Origin of the sequence: Candidimonas humi (assembly GCF_019166065.1) — a bacterium.
Classification (GTDB): Bacteria; Pseudomonadota; Gammaproteobacteria; order Burkholderiales; family Burkholderiaceae_B; genus Candidimonas; species Candidimonas humi.
In genome coordinates, this window is the sequence record NZ_JAHTBN010000001.1 from 219603 (window position 1) to 237081 (window position 17479).

The following is a 17479-nucleotide window of genomic DNA, read 5'->3' on the forward strand; positions in this document are numbered from 1 at the left end:
GGCGCCACGCAGGCCGGCGGCGGCGCGGCCCGGTGCCGCGCCGCCTTGCTACAGATTCCATCCATCGATACCACGGAGAATCCTGTCCATGAATGCCGCAGCCGCTGTAGGAACCCCTGTTGCCCTGAATGCCCCCGATTGGGTGCGCCATGCGCGCCTCAAAGAATGGGTGGCGAGCATCGCCGCGCTGACCCGCCCCGACCGCATCGAGTGGTGCGATGGTTCCCAGGAAGAATACGACCGGCTGTGCGCCGCCATGGTCGAGGCCGGCACCTTGCGCCGCCTGAGTCCGGCCAAGCGGCCCAATTCCTACCTGGCCTGGTCCGACCCGGCCGACGTGGCGCGCGTCGAAGACCGCACCTTTATCTGCTCGGAAAAGCAGGCCGACGCCGGCCCCACCAACAACTGGGTCGCGCCGGCCGAAATGCGCCAGACCCTGAACGGCCTGTTCGACGGCTGCATGCGCGGGCGCACGATGTACGTCATCCCGTTTTCCATGGGCCCGCTGGGCTCGCCCATCGCCCACATCGGCGTGGAACTCAGCGATTCGCCCTATGTAGTGGCCAATATGCGCATCATGACCCGCATGGGCCGCAAGGTCTACGACGTGCTGGGCGCCGACGGCGAGTTCGTGCCCTGCGTGCACAGCGTGGGCAAGCCGCTGGCCGCGGGCGAGGCCGACGTGGCCTGGCCTTGCAACACCACCAAATACATCGTGCACTTTCCCGAAAGCCGCCAGATCTGGTCCTTCGGCTCGGGCTACGGCGGCAACGCGCTGCTGGGCAAGAAATGCTTCGCCTTGCGCATCGCCTCTACCATGGGCCGCGACGAGGGCTGGATGGCCGAGCACATGCTGGTGCTGGGCGTTACTTCGCCCGAAGGCAAGAAAATGCACGTGGCCGCCGCTTTCCCCTCGGCTTGCGGCAAGACCAATTTCGCGATGATGATCCCGCCGCAGTCGCTGGCCGGCTGGAAGGTCACCACCATCGGCGACGACATCGCCTGGATCAAGCCGGGTGCCGACGGCAAGCTCTACGCCATCAACCCCGAGGCCGGCTATTTCGGCGTGGCGCCGGGCACCAGCGAGAAAACCAACTACAACTGCATGGCCTCGCTGCGCGAGAACGTGATATTTACCAACGTAGCCCTGACCGACGACGGCGACGTCTGGTGGGAAGGCATGGGCCCCGCGCCCGAGCATTGCACGGACTGGCAGGGCAATGACTGGACACCTGGCTGCGGGCGCAAGGCGGCCCACCCCAATGCGCGCTTTACCGTGGCCGCGGTGCAGAACCCGGCCATAGACCCGGAATGGGACAACCCCGCCGGCGTGGCGATCGACGCCTTCATCGTCGGCGGCCGGCGTTCCGACACGGTGCCGCTGGTAACCGAGGCGCGCAATTGGGCCGAAGGCGTGTACATGGCGGCCACGCTGGGTTCCGAGACCACCGCGGCCGCTGCCGGCGCGCAAGGCGTGGTGCGCCGCGACCCGTTCGCCATGCTGCCTTTCTGCGGCTACAACATGAGCTCTTATTTCGCCCATTGGCTGAAGCTGGGGGAACAGTTGCGCAAGGCCGGCGCCAAGCTGCCGCGCTTTTTCTGCGTCAACTGGTTCCAGGTCGACGACCAGGGCAAATTCATCTGGCCCGGTTTCGGCGAGAACATGCGCGTGTTGAAGTGGATGCTCGATCGCATCGAAGGCAGCGTGCAGGGCCAGGAAAACCTCATCGGCATTTCGCCGCGCTATGAAGACATCGCCTGGGAAGGCCTGGATTTCAGCGCCGGCGATTTCGCCCGCATCACGGCCATCGATGCCGCGGACTGGCGCAAAGAGCTCGGCCTGCACGCCGAACTCTTCGATCGCCTGAAAGACCGCCTGCCCGCCGAGCTGCTCAGCCACCAGCGCGGCCTGCTGCAACGCTTGCAGGCCTGATCGAGGGCGGCGCGGGCATGCCGCCCGCGCCAGCCGTCCGTTCCGGGCCTTCGCTTGCAAGGGCCCGGGGCTCGAGGGCGCGGAGCCCGTCCGGAATGCGAGACCCAGTCCATGGGCACGCCCCGGGCTGCAGGCCATAGACAGGCCGGGGCCGCAGGCTCCCTATAATAAAAACTTTCCCAGCCTAGTAGCGCATGGCCATCATTCCGTCCCGCCTTCCAGATTCACCATCTTCCGATACCGCCGCCGCTTCCGTGCAGACCGAGCTCGTGGCGGTGCTGGTGGCAGTCAATGGCGGCCAGCCCAGGGTGCTGACGCGCGGCCGCCTGGACCTGCTGCCCGCCGGGCCGTTCCAGTCCGGCCACCGTTCCTTGCAGGCCGGCCTGCGCGCCTGGGTCGAGACCCAGACGCACCATCCGCTGGGCTATGTCGAACAGCTCTACACTTTCGCCGACGGCGACCGCGCCAATTGGCAGGGCCAGCGCATCATCTCCGTCAGCTACCTGGGCCTGACCCGCGAGGGGGCGGGTTCGGATGACGTCCAATGGCAGGACTGGTACCGCTATTTCCCCTGGGAAGACTGGCGCGAGGGCTGTCCCGCCATGCTGGGCGATTACATACTGCCGGCGCTGCAGCGCTGGTGCGCGGCGCAGCCCGACGCGGCGCTGCACCGCGAGCGGCGCCAGCGCGTGGATTTCACTTTCGGCTCAGACGAAGCCTCGTGGAACGAAGAGCTGGTGCTGCAACGCTACGAGTTGCTGTTCGAGGCCGGGCTGGTGCAGGAAGCCGCCCGTAGGACCCAGGCCGGGCGGCCAGGCTCCGTGGCGCAAGAGGCCATCGAGCAGGCGGATACCGGAATATCGAGCACTGCCGCGCAGGCGTACACAGTGGCGTCGGCCGCGGCGGCGCAGGCGACCTGCGCGGCGCCAAGCGCGCCTGCGGCGATGCAGGCATTGGTTCCCGGCGCCGCCATGCAGCATGACCATCGGCGCATCCTGGCCACCGCCATGGCGCGCTTGCGCGCCAAGATCCGCTACCGGCCGGTGGTGTTCGAATTGATGCCGCCCGAATTCACCTTGCTGCAACTGCAGCAGGCCTTCGAGGCCGTCGCCGGCCGCAGCCTGCACAAACAGAACTTCCGCCGCCTCATCGCCCAGCAGTCGTTGGTCGAGGACACCGGCCGCATGACCCGGGGCGCCGCGGGCCGCCCCGCCAAGCTGTTCCAGTTCCGGGGCGACGTGGTGCTGGAACGCGCCATCTCGGGCAGCAAGCTGCCGCTGTCCAGGTAGCGGGCCCCGGATCGGATAGTCGATTTGGCATCGGGAGATCTGTCCCAAGTCGGCTGGCCGACCGTGCTTTTGGGCACCTCTATATCTGGCCACCCCTATATCTGCTCGTCTCTACAATCGGGCGTCCTTACATCTAGTTCTCCCGCCCGCCTCGCACTGGATCTGCTCGGTGCCAGGCCGCTGGTCTCTCTCCGGAATTCCGCGTAGTCGACCCACGATCACCCCACCAAGCCGATATTTGGCGAGGTATCGCCTCTGCTGGGTTTTGTTGCCATTTTGTGTATTTTTAATTACAACTTGCAATTTATAGTATTGCTTCTATCATTGTCCTTGAACTTTTTGCTATATGCCGTAGTTCTGGCTAACAGCAAACTTCTGGCAATAAATAGATTTTCGCTGCATTACATACGGTTACGGAAGAAGGGCTGAAGCCCGCGAGGGTCGATACGCTGCGCATCCAGCAACTGCATGGCAGCCGTAACCCCGCGTAGAGTCAAGGAGACTCGATGTCCAAGTCCGTATCTGCCGTCCGCGGAGCGCATGCGCGCTCGCTCTCCAAGTCTTCTTCATTTCGTTCCACCGCTACAAGCGCTATCCGTGCCGCCAAGGCAAGTACGCCGGTGCGCTGGAAGCTGGCGGCTTGTACGTTTGCCGTGCTGGGCGTGTTGTCTCAGCCCGTTTGGGCTGATGGCGGTAGTGGTTCGTCAAGTGCCATCGGGATTGAGGGAGGGGCGGGCGGCATGGCTACCAACCCTGACGGTACAAACGGTACTCCCGATCAACTCACTAGCCCAGCTCCTGCTGGCGGCGGTGGTGGTGGCGGTGGTGGTGTCAGCCTAACAACCGGTGTGGCAGGTAAAGGGGGGGACGGTGGCGGTTCGCCCGCCAACGAGAGCGTCGGGACCAGCGGCGGTACAGCGGGGACAGTGACTGATACGACGACATCGAACAACAATGGGCACATTATTGGTGGGGCTGGCGGTACGCCTTTGGATGGCGTAGGTGGCGGTGGAGCAGGGGGAGGCGGTGGCGGTGGCTTTGGGCTGGTTCTTGGTGTCTCGGGCAATAATAGCGGCATTATTGACGGAGGCGCTGGCGGAAGCGGTGGCAACTCTCCCCTACAGTCCGGCGGCGCGGGCGGCGGTGGTGAAGGGGGAGGCGGCTTATTGTTTATCGTGAATGGTACTTATGGCAATGCTGCTGGTGGTACTTTGGCCGGTGGCGTGGGTGGAGCGGGCGGCAATGGCGGCCTTGTGGACGGCGGCATGGGAGGTTCCGGCGGCGCTGGCGCCGTCTCCACCAGCGGAGGCATGCTTAGCAACGCCGGCACGATAACTGGGGGGGCGGGCGGCCTAGGCGGGTCGATTACTTCCGGAGGAAGCGGGAGCGGAGGCGCCGGTGGAGCGGGTGGCGCTGGCCTGATAGGTTCGGACCTGACGATCATCAATATCGGCGGCACGATCACCGGTGGCGCTGGTGGCAACGGCGGTACTGGCGAAGATATCGCCACTTCGGGAGCAAACGGTGCCGGAGGTGTCGGCATCATCGGGTCGAATTTATATATTGTCAATGGCGCCGTGGCTGGCGTCGCCAATGGCACTATCACCGGCGGCGCGTCGGGTGGCGGAGGCCAGGCCGATGCCATCCAATTTACGGGCGGCGACAATACGCTCGAACTTCGTGCCGGAGGCTACATCAACGGCGTGGTGGACGCCAGAGGCGGAGACCACAACACGCTGATCTTGAGCGGCGACTACAACAGCACTTTCAATGCCTCATCGATTGGAGAGGACGGCCAGTACTGGGGGTTCGATTCTTTCGAAAAAACAGGGACAAGCGATTGGACCTTGCTCGGCAGCACCTCGGCGGTCACGCCCTGGGTGGTGAGCGGGGGTTCTTTGTACATCGGAGAGGACGGCAGCTTGGGCGCCACTTCGGGCGGTTTGACACTCAATGGCGGCATGCTGGCGACGACCGCAGGTTTTGCTACCAGTCGGGCGATCACGCTGGACGGAGTAGGGGGCACGATCCAGGCCGGCATCGATTCTTCGCCCCTGGAGCTCAATGGCCTGATCCAGGGCCCGGGCAGTTTGACCTTGACGGGCAATGGCTTGGTCGAGATCAATCACGCCAATACCTATTCGGGCGGCACGAATGTGTACGCCGACGTGGACGTGCGCACCACGGGGGCATTGGGCACCGGCCCGGTGGCCGTAGTGGGCGGTATGGACAGCGGCTCGGAAGATCCGATCCTGACCTTCGAGAACGGCGCCAGCGCCGGCAGCCTGTCGATCACCAATAGCGTGAGCGCGGTCACCGGCTTTGCGGACACCGCTACGGCGGGCAATGCCGCGATCATCAATACCCAAGGCGGCGTGACGGCCTTCTACGACACGGCCAGTGGCGGGTCCGCCTCGATCATCAACCAGAATATCGGCGCAACAGCCTTTGCCGAAAACGCCAGCGCCGGCAGCGCGACGATCACCAACCAGGATCATGGCGCGCTGCTGATCCTGGATCGGGCCACGGCCGCGGGCGCCAAGGTGATCAACCAGGCGGGCGGCGTCGTGGACATCAGCTACACGGACACCGGCACGAGCATCGGCTCGCTGTCGGGGGCGGGCGATGTCTACCTGGGCGGCAAGCAACTCAGCCTGGGGGCCTTGGGGGGCAACGACACGATCTCCGGCGTCATCTCCGACGGCAGCCTTTTGGCCAACACGGATGCCACGCTGGGCGACGTGGCGAATGCGACGGGCATTACCCATGCGGGGACACAGGCGGACATGGGCGGCAGCCTGGTGAAAGTGGGTACTGGAACGCTGATCCTGAACGGCGCGAACACATATACCGGCGGCACCACGGTGGATGCCGGTACGCTGGCAGTGGGCGATGCGGATCATGCTTCGGCCAGCATCCTGGGCGATGTGCAGGTCAACGCGGCGGGCACGCTGCGCGGCCACGGCAGCATCGCGGGCAATGTGAACAGCATCGGCACAGTCTGGCCGGGAGGGTCGATCGGCACGCTGACGATAGGCGGCAACTACACGCAGTCGCCCAGCGGCACGCTGCAGGTGGAAGTCAGCCCGACGGCGGCTTCGCAACTGAAGGTGGGTGGCACGGCCACCCTGGCCGGCACGCTGAGCCTGCTGTATGCGCCGGGCACCTACACCACCAAGACCTACACCCTGGTCAGCGCGGGCTCGGTCAATGGGGCCTTTTCCACGGTGACGGGCAACGCCCCCACCGGCGTGACGCAAGGCATCACCTATGCGTCGAATGCCGTCGGCCTGAGCTTGACCGGCTCGGGCTCGGTGCAGCCGGTAGTAGTGGCCCCGACGCAGGCGACCATCTTCGGTGCCGTAGGTTCCTCGGCGCTGCGCGCCGGGCAGGGCGCCAATGAGGTATTGCTGGATCGGCTGGCCGGCCCTTGCGGCGTGGCCGCGAGCAGCGCTGCGTCGCGGGGCGCGGCCGGTGGGAGTTCGGCGGGCACATCATCCATGGCCAGCGGCCAAGCAGCGGGCGCATCAGGCGCGTCCGGCGCCTCAGGCTCCGCCGCGCAATCCCTGTCCTGCCCGCGCCAAGGCAACGGCCTGTGGATCCAGGCGCAGGGCACGGACACCCGCATCGACGGCAACCACGGTGCGCCGGATTCACGCGACCGCCGCTACGGCTTCCTGACCGGCGTCGATCACCAATGGAAGGGCTGGACGGTCGGCGTAGCCGGCGGCTACAGCCATGCCGACGTGACCGAGTCGGGCAATGGTTCCAAGGGTACGCTCGATACCCTGCGCATTGCCGGCTATGGCGCAAAGAACCTGGGCGCCTACACCCTGGCTGGGACCTTGGGCTACGCCTATGACTTCTCCTCGACCACGCGTTCGTTCGGGGCGCTGGGCAGTGCGAAGGGCGATGGTCACGGCCAGGAATTCACTGCCGGCCTGCAGGCCAGCCGTCCCTGGTCGCTGGGCCCGGTGGTGCTGACGCCGCGAGTCGGGGTGCGCTACGCCTATCTCGACGGCCTGGGTACCGATGAGACCGGCCCGACGGCGCAGAACCTGGGCGTGGCGAACCAGCACCTGCAAAGCCTGCAGCCCTACGTGGGCGTGACGCTGGACTATCCCTTTACCTTGCGCAACAGCGACAGGCCGGCGTCGGTGCAACTGCGCGCGGGCTATGCCTACGAGACGCAGAGCGCGGGTCGCAACGTCTCGGTGACGGCGGCTGACGGCACGGGCTTCGTGATTGCGGGTACGCGCGACACGCGCGGGCTGGTGACGGCGGGGCTGGGGGCGACGCTGCCGGTGGGCAAATCGACCAGCGCTTATGTGCGCTACGACAGCGTGCTGCACATGGGCAACGTGAATGCCCAGTCGCTGCAGGCGGGAGTCGACTACCGGTTCTGAGGCCGGGCGGTGGCCGGCGGCAGCCGGCCACCAGGCTTTATTCGTTGCGGCTCTTGCATGTAAGCAAGGGGCTGTAAAGCAGACTTGCCTTCGTGCTCGATGCCGTATTGCGCGATGCCGGTACCGCTATTGCGGTCAATCGCCATTCTTACGCAAGATGAATTGCCTGCCTCGAGTTCAGGCGGAATTCGTGATTTGGCGCAGGCGCGCTTTATTCAATTTGCCGGTTGCCCCCTTGGGCAGTTCTTTCAGTATCACGAAGCGTTCAGGGATCTGCCAGCGCGGGAAACGCGCTTCGAGAAAGGCGGCAAAATCGGGCTGCGGCTGATCCCAGTTGTCTACCAGCGATACAAAGGCGAGCGGACGTTCCTGCCAAACCGGGTCGGGTATCCCGATCACGGCGACTTCATGGACCGCGGGATGTTCCGCCATCGCCGACTCCAGATCCAGGCTTGAAATCCATTCTCCGCCGGATTTGATAAGGTCTTTGGAGCGGTCGACGATTTTCACATAGCCGTCGGGGCTGATGTTGGCGATATCGCCTGTTTTCAGCCATCGACGGCCTTGAGAATCGACGTCGAAACAATTTTCCCCGCCGCGGCGACTCTCGCTGTCGGGGTCGAAATAGGCATCCGCTATCCATGGCCCCCGAATCTGGAGTTCTCCCGTCGATTTTCCGTCCTCTGGTGCGAGAGTACCCTTGTCGGTAATGACCCGCACTTCGCAGCCAATCTGGGGCAGACCCTGGCGCATGCTCATTTCGGCCCATTGCGTATCGTTCAGCCATGAGCGCCGTGTGGACACCAGGCCCAACGGGGATGTTTCGGTCATGCCCCAGCAATGCCGCACCTTGATTCCATACTCGAGCAGGCCGTTGAGCAGGTCGGCCGAGACCGCTGCGCCGCCCACCGGCAGGCTCTTCAAGGACGCCAGCGTGTCCGGCTTGATTTCGCCGCTGCGCAGTTTTTCCAGCAGATTGATCCAGACGGTCGGCACGGCGGTGGCCAGGGTCACCCCGGCATATTCGATGAGAGCGGCCAGGGTCTTGGGATCGGATTGACGGACACTGAACGCCTGCCCGGCCCCCGCCAGGCAGGATGCGTAGGGGAAGCCCCAGCCGTGCGCGTGGTACATGGGTACAACTGTCATGCACGTGTCGTGCTCGCTCAGCGCAATGCCGTCGGCGAACAGCATGGACATCGCATGCAGTACCGTCGAGCGATGGCTATACACCACGCCTTTCATTTTCCCCGTAGTCCCGGATGTATAGCAGATGCCGCAAGCCTCGTTTTCATCCAGCTCCGGCCAGTTGAATTCGGGGCCGCCCGAGGCCATGAAAGTTTCGTAGTCCAGCCAGGGTATGCCCTCGACTGCGGGGTCCAGCTGCTGCGCGTCTTTGTGCAAACCCGCCACGACGACCGCCTGCACCGAAGCGGGCAGTGTGGTCTTGCGCAGCACGGGCGCCAATGTTTCGTCCACCAGGATCAGTCTGGGCAGGGTTTCACCCAACATGACCTGGATGGCTGCTTCGGACAGCCGCGCGTTGATGGTGTGCAGAATTCCGCCCATAGCCGGCACGGCCAGATAGGCCTCCAGGTGCTCCTGGGAGTTCCACATCAGTGTCGAGACGCAATCCCCTTGCCTGAAGCCGGCCAGCTTGATGGCACCGGCCAGCCGGTTTGCGCGTGCCACCGTCTGCGCATACGTGGCTTGATGGTAAATGTCACGGCGCAGCGTAGTGACCGTTTTATTCGGATACTGGCTGTGCATGCGGCGCAGTATCATCGATACGGTCAAGGGGAAATTTTGCATTAAGCCCAGCATGGCGACTGTGTTTCCTTGATATTACCGTGCTTCAAAACTGGCCTTTGAGACATTCCCTGCCTACGATTTGCCGCATCATTTCCGATGTCCCGTCCAGGATGCCCACTACCCGCGCCTCGCGCCACATACGCTCTATCGGGCCGCTTTTCGCATAGCCATAGCCGCCGAAGAGCTGCAGCGTGTCATTGGCCACCTTGAAGACCATATCGGCGTTGGCCAGCTTGGCCATGGCAGCGTAGAGGGCCCTGTGTTCGGGTTCGTGGTCGAACCTCCAGGCGGCATCGTAAGCGGCCAGTTGCCCGTTGTGTATCGCAGTGGCCAGTTCGGCGATCTTCCATTGCGTTGCCTGGTTCTCGGACAAGGGCCGCCCGAATTGATGGCGGGTCTGTGCGCGCTCCTTGGCCAGTTCGAACATGGCCCGTGCCAGGCCCGCACTGTACGCGGCCCAGTGCGTGCGGCCGTGATCGAGGCAATACATGGCCAGCCTGAACCCCTGGCCCTCTTGGCCCAGCAAGTTTTCCCGGGGAATGGCGCAATCCTCGAAACTTACCTCGTTGTGAAACGATCCCGAGCCTCCCAGCATTTCGATGGGGCTGCCGATCACCAGCCCCGCGGTATCTTTGGGCACGATGAACGCGGACAAGCCCGACCGGCCTCCTGCTTCGGTACGGGCAATCACCGTAAAGCAATCGGCAATCTGCGCATTGGTGATGAATATTTTCTGCCCATTCAGCACATATTGGTTTCCGTGAAGGCTGGCGCTTGTCGCGATGGCCGCGGCATCGGAGCCTGCGCCGGGCTCCGTCATGGCAAGCGCACCTATGAAATCGCCCTTGGCCAAGGGGACCAGGTACTGCCGCTTTTGCGTTTCGGTGCCGGCCAGCTCTATCGCCTTGGAGCCGATGTGCACATTGACGCCGCAGGTATAGTAAAAGGCGATGTGCGCGGCGGCGAGCTCTTCGATGGCAATGCAGCTTCCTAGCATCGAAAGGCCCAGGCCTCCATATTCTGTCGGAGTATGCGTGCCGAACAGGCCCGCTTTTCTCATCTTGCCCAGAACGTCCTGGGGAATGAATCCCTGGCGTTCCACTTGGTCCGACAGCGGAACCAGTTCGGACTGGACGAATTCGCGGATTTGTTGCCGCCAGGCTTCGAGTGGCGCATCTAGAAACGGGTTCATATCAACTCTTCGTCACGAGGGGGCAGGTCGATTCGGAAAGCGGGATCGCCACTTGGTCACGCGGCAAAGTTTCCACGACCTTGTAGTAATCCCAAGGGTATTTCGATTCGGCCGGCGACTTCACCTGCATCAGGTATGCCTGGTGCAGCATTTTCCCGTCCTTGCGGATAGAGCCGTTGGCGGTGAAAAGATCGTTGATCGTGGTTTTATGCAGCACGGCCATGACCTTGTCGGAGTTCTTGGTTCCGGCCGATTTGACTGCGTTCAGGTAAGTGGTGATGGCCGAATACGTGCCGGCCTGGGCCATGTTCGGCATTTTTTGCATCTGGGCGAAATAGCGCTTGGCGAATGCCCGGGTCTTGTCGTTCATGTCCCAATACCAGGCTGTCGTCAGGTACATGCCCTGCGCGACGGGAAGCGTAAGACTGTGTATGTCGTTGATGAACAACAGCAGGCCGACGAGAGACTGTTTTTTCGTCAGCCCGAAATCGTGCGCGGCCTTTATGGCGTTGATGGCATCGCCGCCCGCATTGGCCAGGCCGATCGCATTCGCCCCCGAACTTTGCGCCTGCAGGATATACGATGAAAAATCGGAGCTGTTGATGGGATGGCGGACGGACCCTTTTACGCTTCCGCCGTCTTTCTTTATGGCCTCGCTGGCGCTGGCCTGCAGCGAATGCCCGAAGGCATAATCGGCCGTGATGAAGAACCAGCTTTTCTTGCCGCGTGCGACCAGTGCCCGCACGGTGTCTATGGACAGCATGTAGGTGTCGTAGACATACTGGACGGTATAAGGCGTGCAGTCTTCATTGGTCAGCCGGGTGGTAGCCGATCCGGTGTCGAAATCGATCACTTTCTTTTGGGCCGCCACCTTGGCGATAGCCAGGCCCGTAGCCGAATTCGCGCCGTTCATCACCATATCGACGTGGTCCACGTCGATCCACTGGCGTGCCCGGGAGCTGGCGATGTCGGGCTTGTTCTGGTGGTCCCCCGTCAACAGCTCCACCTTCCAGCCTGGCGTTTTCTTCAGGAAATCCGCAATGGCCAGGTTTGCGGCCACGATTTCTCCTTTGCCGCTCACGTCGGCATAGACGCCCGACATATCGGCCAGCAGGCCGATCTTTACATTTTCCGCATAGGCTGTGGCGCTACCCAGCGCGGCCAGCCCCAACGCCAGATTCCCCAGCAAAATGGGGAAGTTGAATTTGGAATGCATCATTGTCGCCTCCTTATCGATGTCATTGACGCCAGCTTAGTAGGAAAAACAACAGCGATATTCATTAAAATAGCCAGTTGATTTATTTTTTATGCCAATCTTTTTATTGCGGCCATGTACGGGAAAAGCGAACGCCTGGAAGACTACGAACACGCTGCCGGCACGGCGCAGGCCATGATGACGACCCTGGTTTCGGGCACGACTCGTCCCTTTGCGCCGGCGGCGCGAGGCAGGTTGTTCATCGCCCAGGCCGGAGCCGTCCAGTTCACGATCGACGGTCAACTGTGGGTGCTGGGTCCGGGCGGCGGGATCTGGGTGCCTCCCGAAGCGTCGGGGACATTCGTGGCGCGCAGCCGTTGCCGATTGGTCGTGGTCTTCATCGCGTCCACGGCCAAGAAGCGCTTGTTGCATGAGGCCAAGCGGGTGGTCGTCAGCCCGCTTTTGAGTGCCTTGTCGCACGCGCTGGCCGAGGCGCCGCAGGGGCGCCAGGATGCGCGATCGAAACGCATCGCACGGCTATTGGTAGGGGACGTCCACTACTTGCCGGTCAAGGCGATCGAGTTGCCGCTGCCGTGTTTGCCCAGGCTGAAGCAATTGTGCATACGCATGCGCGAGGATCCCGGCGCTGCATTGCCGGCAGCGGCGGCGGCACGAGAAATGGGGGTGTCGCAGCGTACCTTCGGCCGCCGTTTCGAACGCGAAGCCGGCATGTCGTACGCCGCCTGGAGCCGCAGCGCAAAAATCCTGCACGCGCTCACGCAAATTGCAAAAGGCGATTCGGTCTATAACGCCTCGATCGCCGCGGGCTTTTCCGGCGCCTCTTCGTTCTGCTCCACGTTCAGGCGCGTCGCCGGAATGACACCCAAAGAGTATTTTGACAGCAAGGGAAGTCTCTGGGATTCCGACGAAACCATGTTCGGCTAAAGGGCCGGCCAGTCAGGCTTTCGCCGCTGATTCCCACCTTTCTCCCGTTCCGGATGCTTGCTCGAAAGGGCGTTCACGGCCAGGGACGGATAGCCACAGCTCAGGCGGCTTCTGGTTTTGCGGCGCGCTTGCGGCGCTGTCCGACTGCCTGCGCCGCGCCGATGGCGCGAGCGCGCAGTTGGCCGCAGCCGCCGTCTACGTCCTGTCCGGCGCTGTTCCTCACCTTGGCCAGCACGCCGCGGCTGTGCAGATAGCGGGTGATCTCGCGAATACGTTCGAGATCGGGGCGCTTGTAGTCGTCCCCTTCGAGACTATTGAAGGGGATGACGTTGAGCACGCCGTACTTGCCCTTGAGCAGGCGCACGGCTGCGTCGAGTTCGTCATCGCCGTCGTTGATGCCCTTGAGCAGCACCCACTGGTACTGGATCGGGTAACCGGTGTCGCGTGCGTATTTCTCGCCGAGCTCGATCAATTCTTCCGGCGGGATTTTCGGCGCCCGCGGCAGCAGGTGTTCGCGTAGTGCGGCCTTGGTCGTGTGCAGCGACAGCGCCAGTGCCGGTTTGACGCGTTGTCGTGGCAGGGCTTCGAACACGCGCAGATCGCCCACGGTGGAGAGCACGAGGTTCTTGTGGCCGATATTGCCTTCGGTGCCGAGCAAGCCTATTGCCTCGAGCACGTTGTCGAGGTTGTGCGCCGGTTCGCCCATGCCCATGAAGACGACCTTCTTTACCGTACGCAGACGCCGCGCCAGCACGACCTGGGCAAGGATTTCCATGCTCGAGACCTGGCGAATCAGGCCGCTCTTGCCGGTCATGCAAAAACGGCAGCCGACCGCGCAGCCGACCTGGGTGGAGACGCAGAGCCCGTCGCGCGGCAGCAGTACGCTTTCCACCATTTGCCGGTCGGCGAGTTCGACGAGCAGGCGCGAGCCGTCGCTGCCGGCGTGTTCGGAGCGGATGCGGGCGAGGCTGTCCAGTTCTGCCGTCAAGGCGGGCACGGCGTCGCGCAGTTTCAGCGGCAGGAAGTGCTCGGAGCGCCGCCGCCGCGTGCCGCTGTCTAGCGCTTGTCCGTTCAGCCAGACGCGCATGACCCGGCCGCGATGCACGGGCAAGGCGCCGAGGGCGGCGAGGCGTAGGTCGAAGTCGGAGTAGCGCATGGGTGGCGGATTTTACTGTACCCCGGAGCATGGGCCTGAAGAGCGGGCGTTCTGAATCGGTGTGTAAATCGCAAAGCCGCATATCGAACGCAGTCTGTCGCGTACACATACATGGGGCAAGCCGATGCTGGTAGCATTCAATGTGGACTGGAGACCCGCACACTCGGCGGCGACCCAAAGATAGAACGATATGACTATTCTCGACACAAACCAGATCGAAAACTGGCATGCCCATGTCTATTTCGACGCGGCGAGCCGCGATGCCGCCTGGGTTTTCCGGCAGGAGATCGACCGGCGTTTCGGCGCCGTCGTGCAACTCGGCCGGTTTCACGAGCGTCCGGTCGGGCCTCATCCGCAGTGGTCGTATCAGATTGCTTTTACTGTGGACTGTTTCGCGGAAGTGATCAGTTGGTTGACGCTGAACCATGGCGCCCTCGATATTTTCGTGCACCCCAATACAGGGGATGCCGTGCGCGATCATCGCGATTCTGCAGTCTGGATCGGCCGCTCTTATGACTTGGTTCTGTCCGCATTAAGTAAATGATCGTGCGCTACACCGTCGCTCCCCACGAAATCGAGCTTGTCGCCGTACGTGCGCAGGGTGCGGGCGGGCAGAATGTGAACAAAGTGCGAGCGCCATACATTTGCGTTTTGACGTGCGGGCTTCCGGGCTGCCGGAAGCGCTGAAGAAGCGCCTGCTGGCGCTTCACGACCGGCGTGTCACACGCGATGGCGTGATTGTCATCAAGGCGCAGGAATACCGTACCCAGGAACAGAATCGCGCCGCGGCGCTGGAGCGTCTCGAAGCCTTGATCGCCAGCGTTTGCACAACCCGCAAAGTCCGTGTGGCAACGCGCCCGACCCGGGCATCGCAGCGGCGCCGCCTCGAGAACAAGGCGCGTCGCAGCGAGGTGAAAACCGGGCGAGGGCGCGTTTCCGACTGAATTTTTGAGTGATCAGCTCGAAGCAGACATCGCGCATCTGCAGTGCCTCTAGGCGTCAGTCTTAAAACACGAGACCAAGGGTAGTTGCTGTTTCAAACGGATCGGCAACTGTCAGCCATCCAAATGGAATTGCCTATCGCGCTTGAAGCCAAAGCAGGGCGGTCAAACCCGCATCACGCCTGGATTCCTGCTATTTAGGTTTCGTGTTGGGTACACGCTTGGGTTCACGGTTTTGCGGGGTGCTCGCGGTGCGGCATATGACTGGGGCGCAGTGCGGTGCATGGGTCTTCGCGTGGGCTATCGCTTCCCGCAAACCTTGCTGGATACGTTCAAAGGCCGTCATGGAAGCGCGCCATTCATGCATGCGCAGTTTCTGCGTGCAGCTTCAGGCCCAGGGCGCGGATCACCTTCATGATGGTGCCGAACTCCGGGTTGCCCTCCGCCGACAGAGCCCGATACAAGCCTTCGCGCGACAAGCCAGTTTCACGGGCAAGCTGGCTCATGCCATGCGCGCGGGCGATGTCGCCCAGCGCGGCGCGGATCAGGCTGCCGTCGCCAGGGTCTTCGCCAAGGCACGCCTCGAAATAAAGCGCGGCATCCTCGTCGGTCTTGAGGGTGTCGGCGGCATCCCAGCGGCTAAAACCTTCGGGGACGTTGATGGTGAGAGATTCACTCATGGTTCACTCCTTCCAGAGTTCGGCGAGCCAGATAGTCTCAACGCGATTTCTCACGGCGTTGCTGTGTAGTTACAAGCTGGGCAAGCTGCTGATTCAGTTTCATGGATTCACCGAGTCGAGCCTGTAGGCTGTCGACTAACGGTTGAATGTAAAGAAATGCTTGCATAGTGGCGTCATTTTCTGGTGCAGCAACACCACCTCTTTGAGCAGTCTTCATATTGCGGGCAGCTCCACCTGAGCGGAGTTCGCCAGTTTTTGGGTTGAGAGCTTGTGTAGTCCAGCCCGCTTTGTAGTCATCAGGATTTTGCATCGGATTTTTCCTTAGAAGGGGATGCTCCCCTCCAAACTTTGGAAAGACCGATAGCGCGCTTGATGTCGGCGTCTTGTTTGCCTTTGTCGCCTCCGCACAGCAGCACCACAACGGTGTTGCCGTGCCGTGTGAAATACAGGCGGTAGCCAGGACCCACGTCGATACGCATTTCCGAGATGCCATCACGCAGGGGTTTCCAGTCGCCCAGGTTGCCGTGCCCGGCAAGCCGAATCCGGGCAGAGATACGAGCGCGGGCGATCTTGTTGCGCAAGCCACCGTGCCAAGCCTTGAAGTCGTCGCTCTGGATAATCTCCAACATGGCCTATTGTGAATCATGGCACACAGTGATGTCAATCATGGCACACAGATTGAGCTGTGTTTAGTTGCCATGTATTTCTTCCGCCGTGGACGCTTGCGCGTAGATCGCCGCCAAGCTATGGCATTCGCTTAAGGCCACGCTCATCAAGTCCACGGCCTCGCCCAGTTGGCCCCCGAGTTCCAGGGTGCGTTCGTTGCTTACCTGATATCCCCCGCCGCCAGTACATCCCGGTTTATCCGCTCCGTCGGCACCATCGAGCCGCAGCACGGGCAGGCCTCTATGCCCTTGACCACTACACTACTCGATATTCTGGGCCTGTTCCCGCATCTGCTCTATGAGCAGTTTCAGGTCTATGGCGGCGCGGGTGACGTCCAGGCCGCCGGCCTTGGAGCCCAGGGTATTGGCTTCGCGGTTCATTTCCTGGAACAGGAAGTCCAGGCGCTTGCCGGTGCTGCCGGCGGTTTTCTTGGCCGCCGCGGCCGGCGCGGCGCCCTTGGTCTTGTTTTTGCCGCTGCCGCTAGCGGCTTCGCCGCCGCGCAGCAGGTGCTCGAGTTCGGCGATGTGCGAGCGCAGGCGCGACAGTTCTTCGGCCACGTCTATGCGCAATGAGAAGAGCGAGGTTTCCTGGGCAATGCGGGCCGAGAGTTCGGCGCCGCTGATCTGGGTGAATCCTTCGGGGCTGACAGCTTCCAGCGTTTCGCGCAATCTGTTCGCGAGCCTTTCCTGGTGTTCGGCCAGCAACTGGGGCAACTGGCTTTCCACTTGATCCACGATGACGCCGGCCTGTGCGGCGCAATCCAGCATGACGGCCGCCAGGCGCTGTCCTTCGCGCTCGCGGTTGGACTGGAATTCTTCCAGGGCCTGCCTGGCCGCCTGCAGGCAGGAAGCCGTCCAGGCATCCGGGTCGGCGGCGTCGGACTGCGACCCGTTCGAGCCGTTGAGCAATTCGCTCAGGCGCGGCGCCCGCAGGTCCGGGATGACCGCGCGCGCGGCGGCAAGTTGCTGCGCGACCGTGGCCAGGTAGGCCGGGTCGATCTGGGCTTCGGTCTTGGCCTTGGCGCGCGCGTAGGATGCGCGCACGTCGATCTTGCCGCGCAGCAGCGCCTGGCCGATCAGTTCGCGCAAAGGGCCTTCGGCCAGGCGCAGTTCGTCGGGAAGACGGAAGTTCAGGTCGAGGTAGCGGCTGTTGACGCTACGCAGCTCGATGCTGAGGGTACCTTCGGGGGATTCGGCCCGCGCGCCGCCAAAGCCGGTCATGCTGCGTATCATGGGATGTCCTGCGTGAAATATCGTGAAACCGA

Annotated in this window: 13 protein-coding genes and 1 pseudogene; 6 read left to right on the forward strand and 8 right to left on the reverse strand. The window is 62.8% G+C overall.

Translation table 11 applies throughout. The features are described from left to right. The first annotated feature begins 88 nt into the window (after positions 1 to 88). The 3 genes from KVP10_RS00980 (at position 89) to KVP10_RS00990 (ending at position 7628) form a co-directional block, all read left to right on the forward strand. Positions 89 to 1933 (forward strand): phosphoenolpyruvate carboxykinase (GTP), encoded by a 1845-nt coding sequence (locus KVP10_RS00980; protein ID WP_217962598.1) that lies wholly within the window; start codon positions 89 to 91, stop codon positions 1931 to 1933. A gap of 194 nt (positions 1934 to 2127) precedes the next feature. Beyond that, positions 2128 to 3222 (forward strand): NUDIX hydrolase, encoded by a 1095-nt coding sequence (locus KVP10_RS21185; RefSeq protein ID WP_246600231.1) that lies wholly within the window; start codon positions 2128 to 2130, stop codon positions 3220 to 3222. Positions 3223 to 4532: 1310 nt separating this feature from the next. Then, positions 4533 to 7628 carry an autotransporter outer membrane beta-barrel domain-containing protein gene (locus KVP10_RS00990; RefSeq protein WP_217962599.1) on the forward strand — a complete coding sequence of 1032 codons (3096 nt, stop codon included), beginning with the start codon at positions 4533 to 4535 and terminating at the stop codon, positions 7626 to 7628. 177 nt (positions 7629 to 7805) lie between these two features. Here the strand turns inward: KVP10_RS00990 and KVP10_RS00995 are convergent, their stop codons facing one another. From KVP10_RS00995 to KVP10_RS01005, 3 genes are read right to left on the reverse strand one after another with little or no spacing between them, the layout of a single operon-like run. After that, complete coding sequence (locus KVP10_RS00995; RefSeq protein ID WP_217962600.1) at positions 7806 to 9452, reverse strand: long-chain-fatty-acid--CoA ligase; 1647 nt, start codon at positions 9450 to 9452, stop codon at positions 7806 to 7808. 31 nt (positions 9453 to 9483) lie between these two features. Further along, positions 9484 to 10632, reverse strand: a complete 1149-nt coding sequence (locus KVP10_RS01000) for an acyl-CoA dehydrogenase family protein (protein ID WP_217962601.1) — start codon at positions 10630 to 10632, stop codon at positions 9484 to 9486. 1 nt (position 10633) lies between these two features. Next, positions 10634 to 11851, reverse strand: a complete 1218-nt coding sequence (locus KVP10_RS01005) for an ABC transporter substrate-binding protein (protein ID WP_246600232.1) — start codon at positions 11849 to 11851, stop codon at positions 10634 to 10636. 111 nt (positions 11852 to 11962) lie between these two features. On the opposite strand from KVP10_RS01005, the gene KVP10_RS01010 reads away from it, so the two are divergent. Further along, positions 11963 to 12772 (forward strand): AraC family transcriptional regulator, encoded by an 810-nt coding sequence (locus KVP10_RS01010; RefSeq protein WP_217962602.1) that lies wholly within the window; start codon positions 11963 to 11965, stop codon positions 12770 to 12772. Positions 12773 to 12872: 100 nt separating this feature from the next. Here the strand turns inward: KVP10_RS01010 and KVP10_RS01015 are convergent, their stop codons facing one another. After that, on the reverse strand, positions 12873 to 13928 hold the full coding sequence (locus tag KVP10_RS01015) for an RNA methyltransferase (protein WP_217962603.1): 1056 nt from the start codon (positions 13926 to 13928) through the stop codon (positions 12873 to 12875). 190 nt (positions 13929 to 14118) lie between these two features. On the opposite strand from KVP10_RS01015, the gene KVP10_RS01020 reads away from it, so the two are divergent. Continuing rightward, complete coding sequence (locus KVP10_RS01020) at positions 14119 to 14472, forward strand: DOPA 4,5-dioxygenase family protein (RefSeq protein ID WP_217962604.1); 354 nt, start codon at positions 14119 to 14121, stop codon at positions 14470 to 14472. Continuing rightward, positions 14469 to 14872 (forward strand): annotated as a pseudogene (gene arfB / locus KVP10_RS01025) (alternative ribosome rescue aminoacyl-tRNA hydrolase ArfB). The gene KVP10_RS01020 and the pseudogene arfB overlap by 4 nt, the downstream one beginning before the upstream one ends. A 356-nt stretch (positions 14873 to 15228) precedes the next feature. Here the strand turns inward: arfB and KVP10_RS01030 are convergent. The 4 genes from KVP10_RS01030 to KVP10_RS01045 form a co-directional block, all read right to left on the reverse strand. Next, positions 15229 to 15549 carry an addiction module antidote protein gene (locus KVP10_RS01030; protein ID WP_217962605.1) on the reverse strand — a complete coding sequence of 107 codons (321 nt, stop codon included), beginning with the start codon at positions 15547 to 15549 and terminating at the stop codon, positions 15229 to 15231. 37 nt (positions 15550 to 15586) lie between these two features. Further along, a complete protein-coding gene (locus KVP10_RS01035) occupies positions 15587 to 15859 on the reverse strand; it encodes a hypothetical protein (RefSeq protein WP_217962606.1) in 273 nt (90 codons plus the stop codon). Continuing rightward, positions 15846 to 16178 (reverse strand): type II toxin-antitoxin system RelE/ParE family toxin, encoded by a 333-nt coding sequence (locus tag KVP10_RS01040; protein ID WP_217962607.1) that lies wholly within the window; start codon positions 16176 to 16178, stop codon positions 15846 to 15848. Before KVP10_RS01040 ends, KVP10_RS01035 begins: the two co-directional genes overlap by 14 nt. 297 nt (positions 16179 to 16475) lie before the next feature. After that, on the reverse strand, positions 16476 to 17447 hold the full coding sequence (locus KVP10_RS01045; RefSeq protein WP_217962608.1) for a YicC family protein: 972 nt from the start codon (positions 17445 to 17447) through the stop codon (positions 16476 to 16478). Between the last annotated feature and the right edge of the window lie 32 nt (positions 17448 to 17479).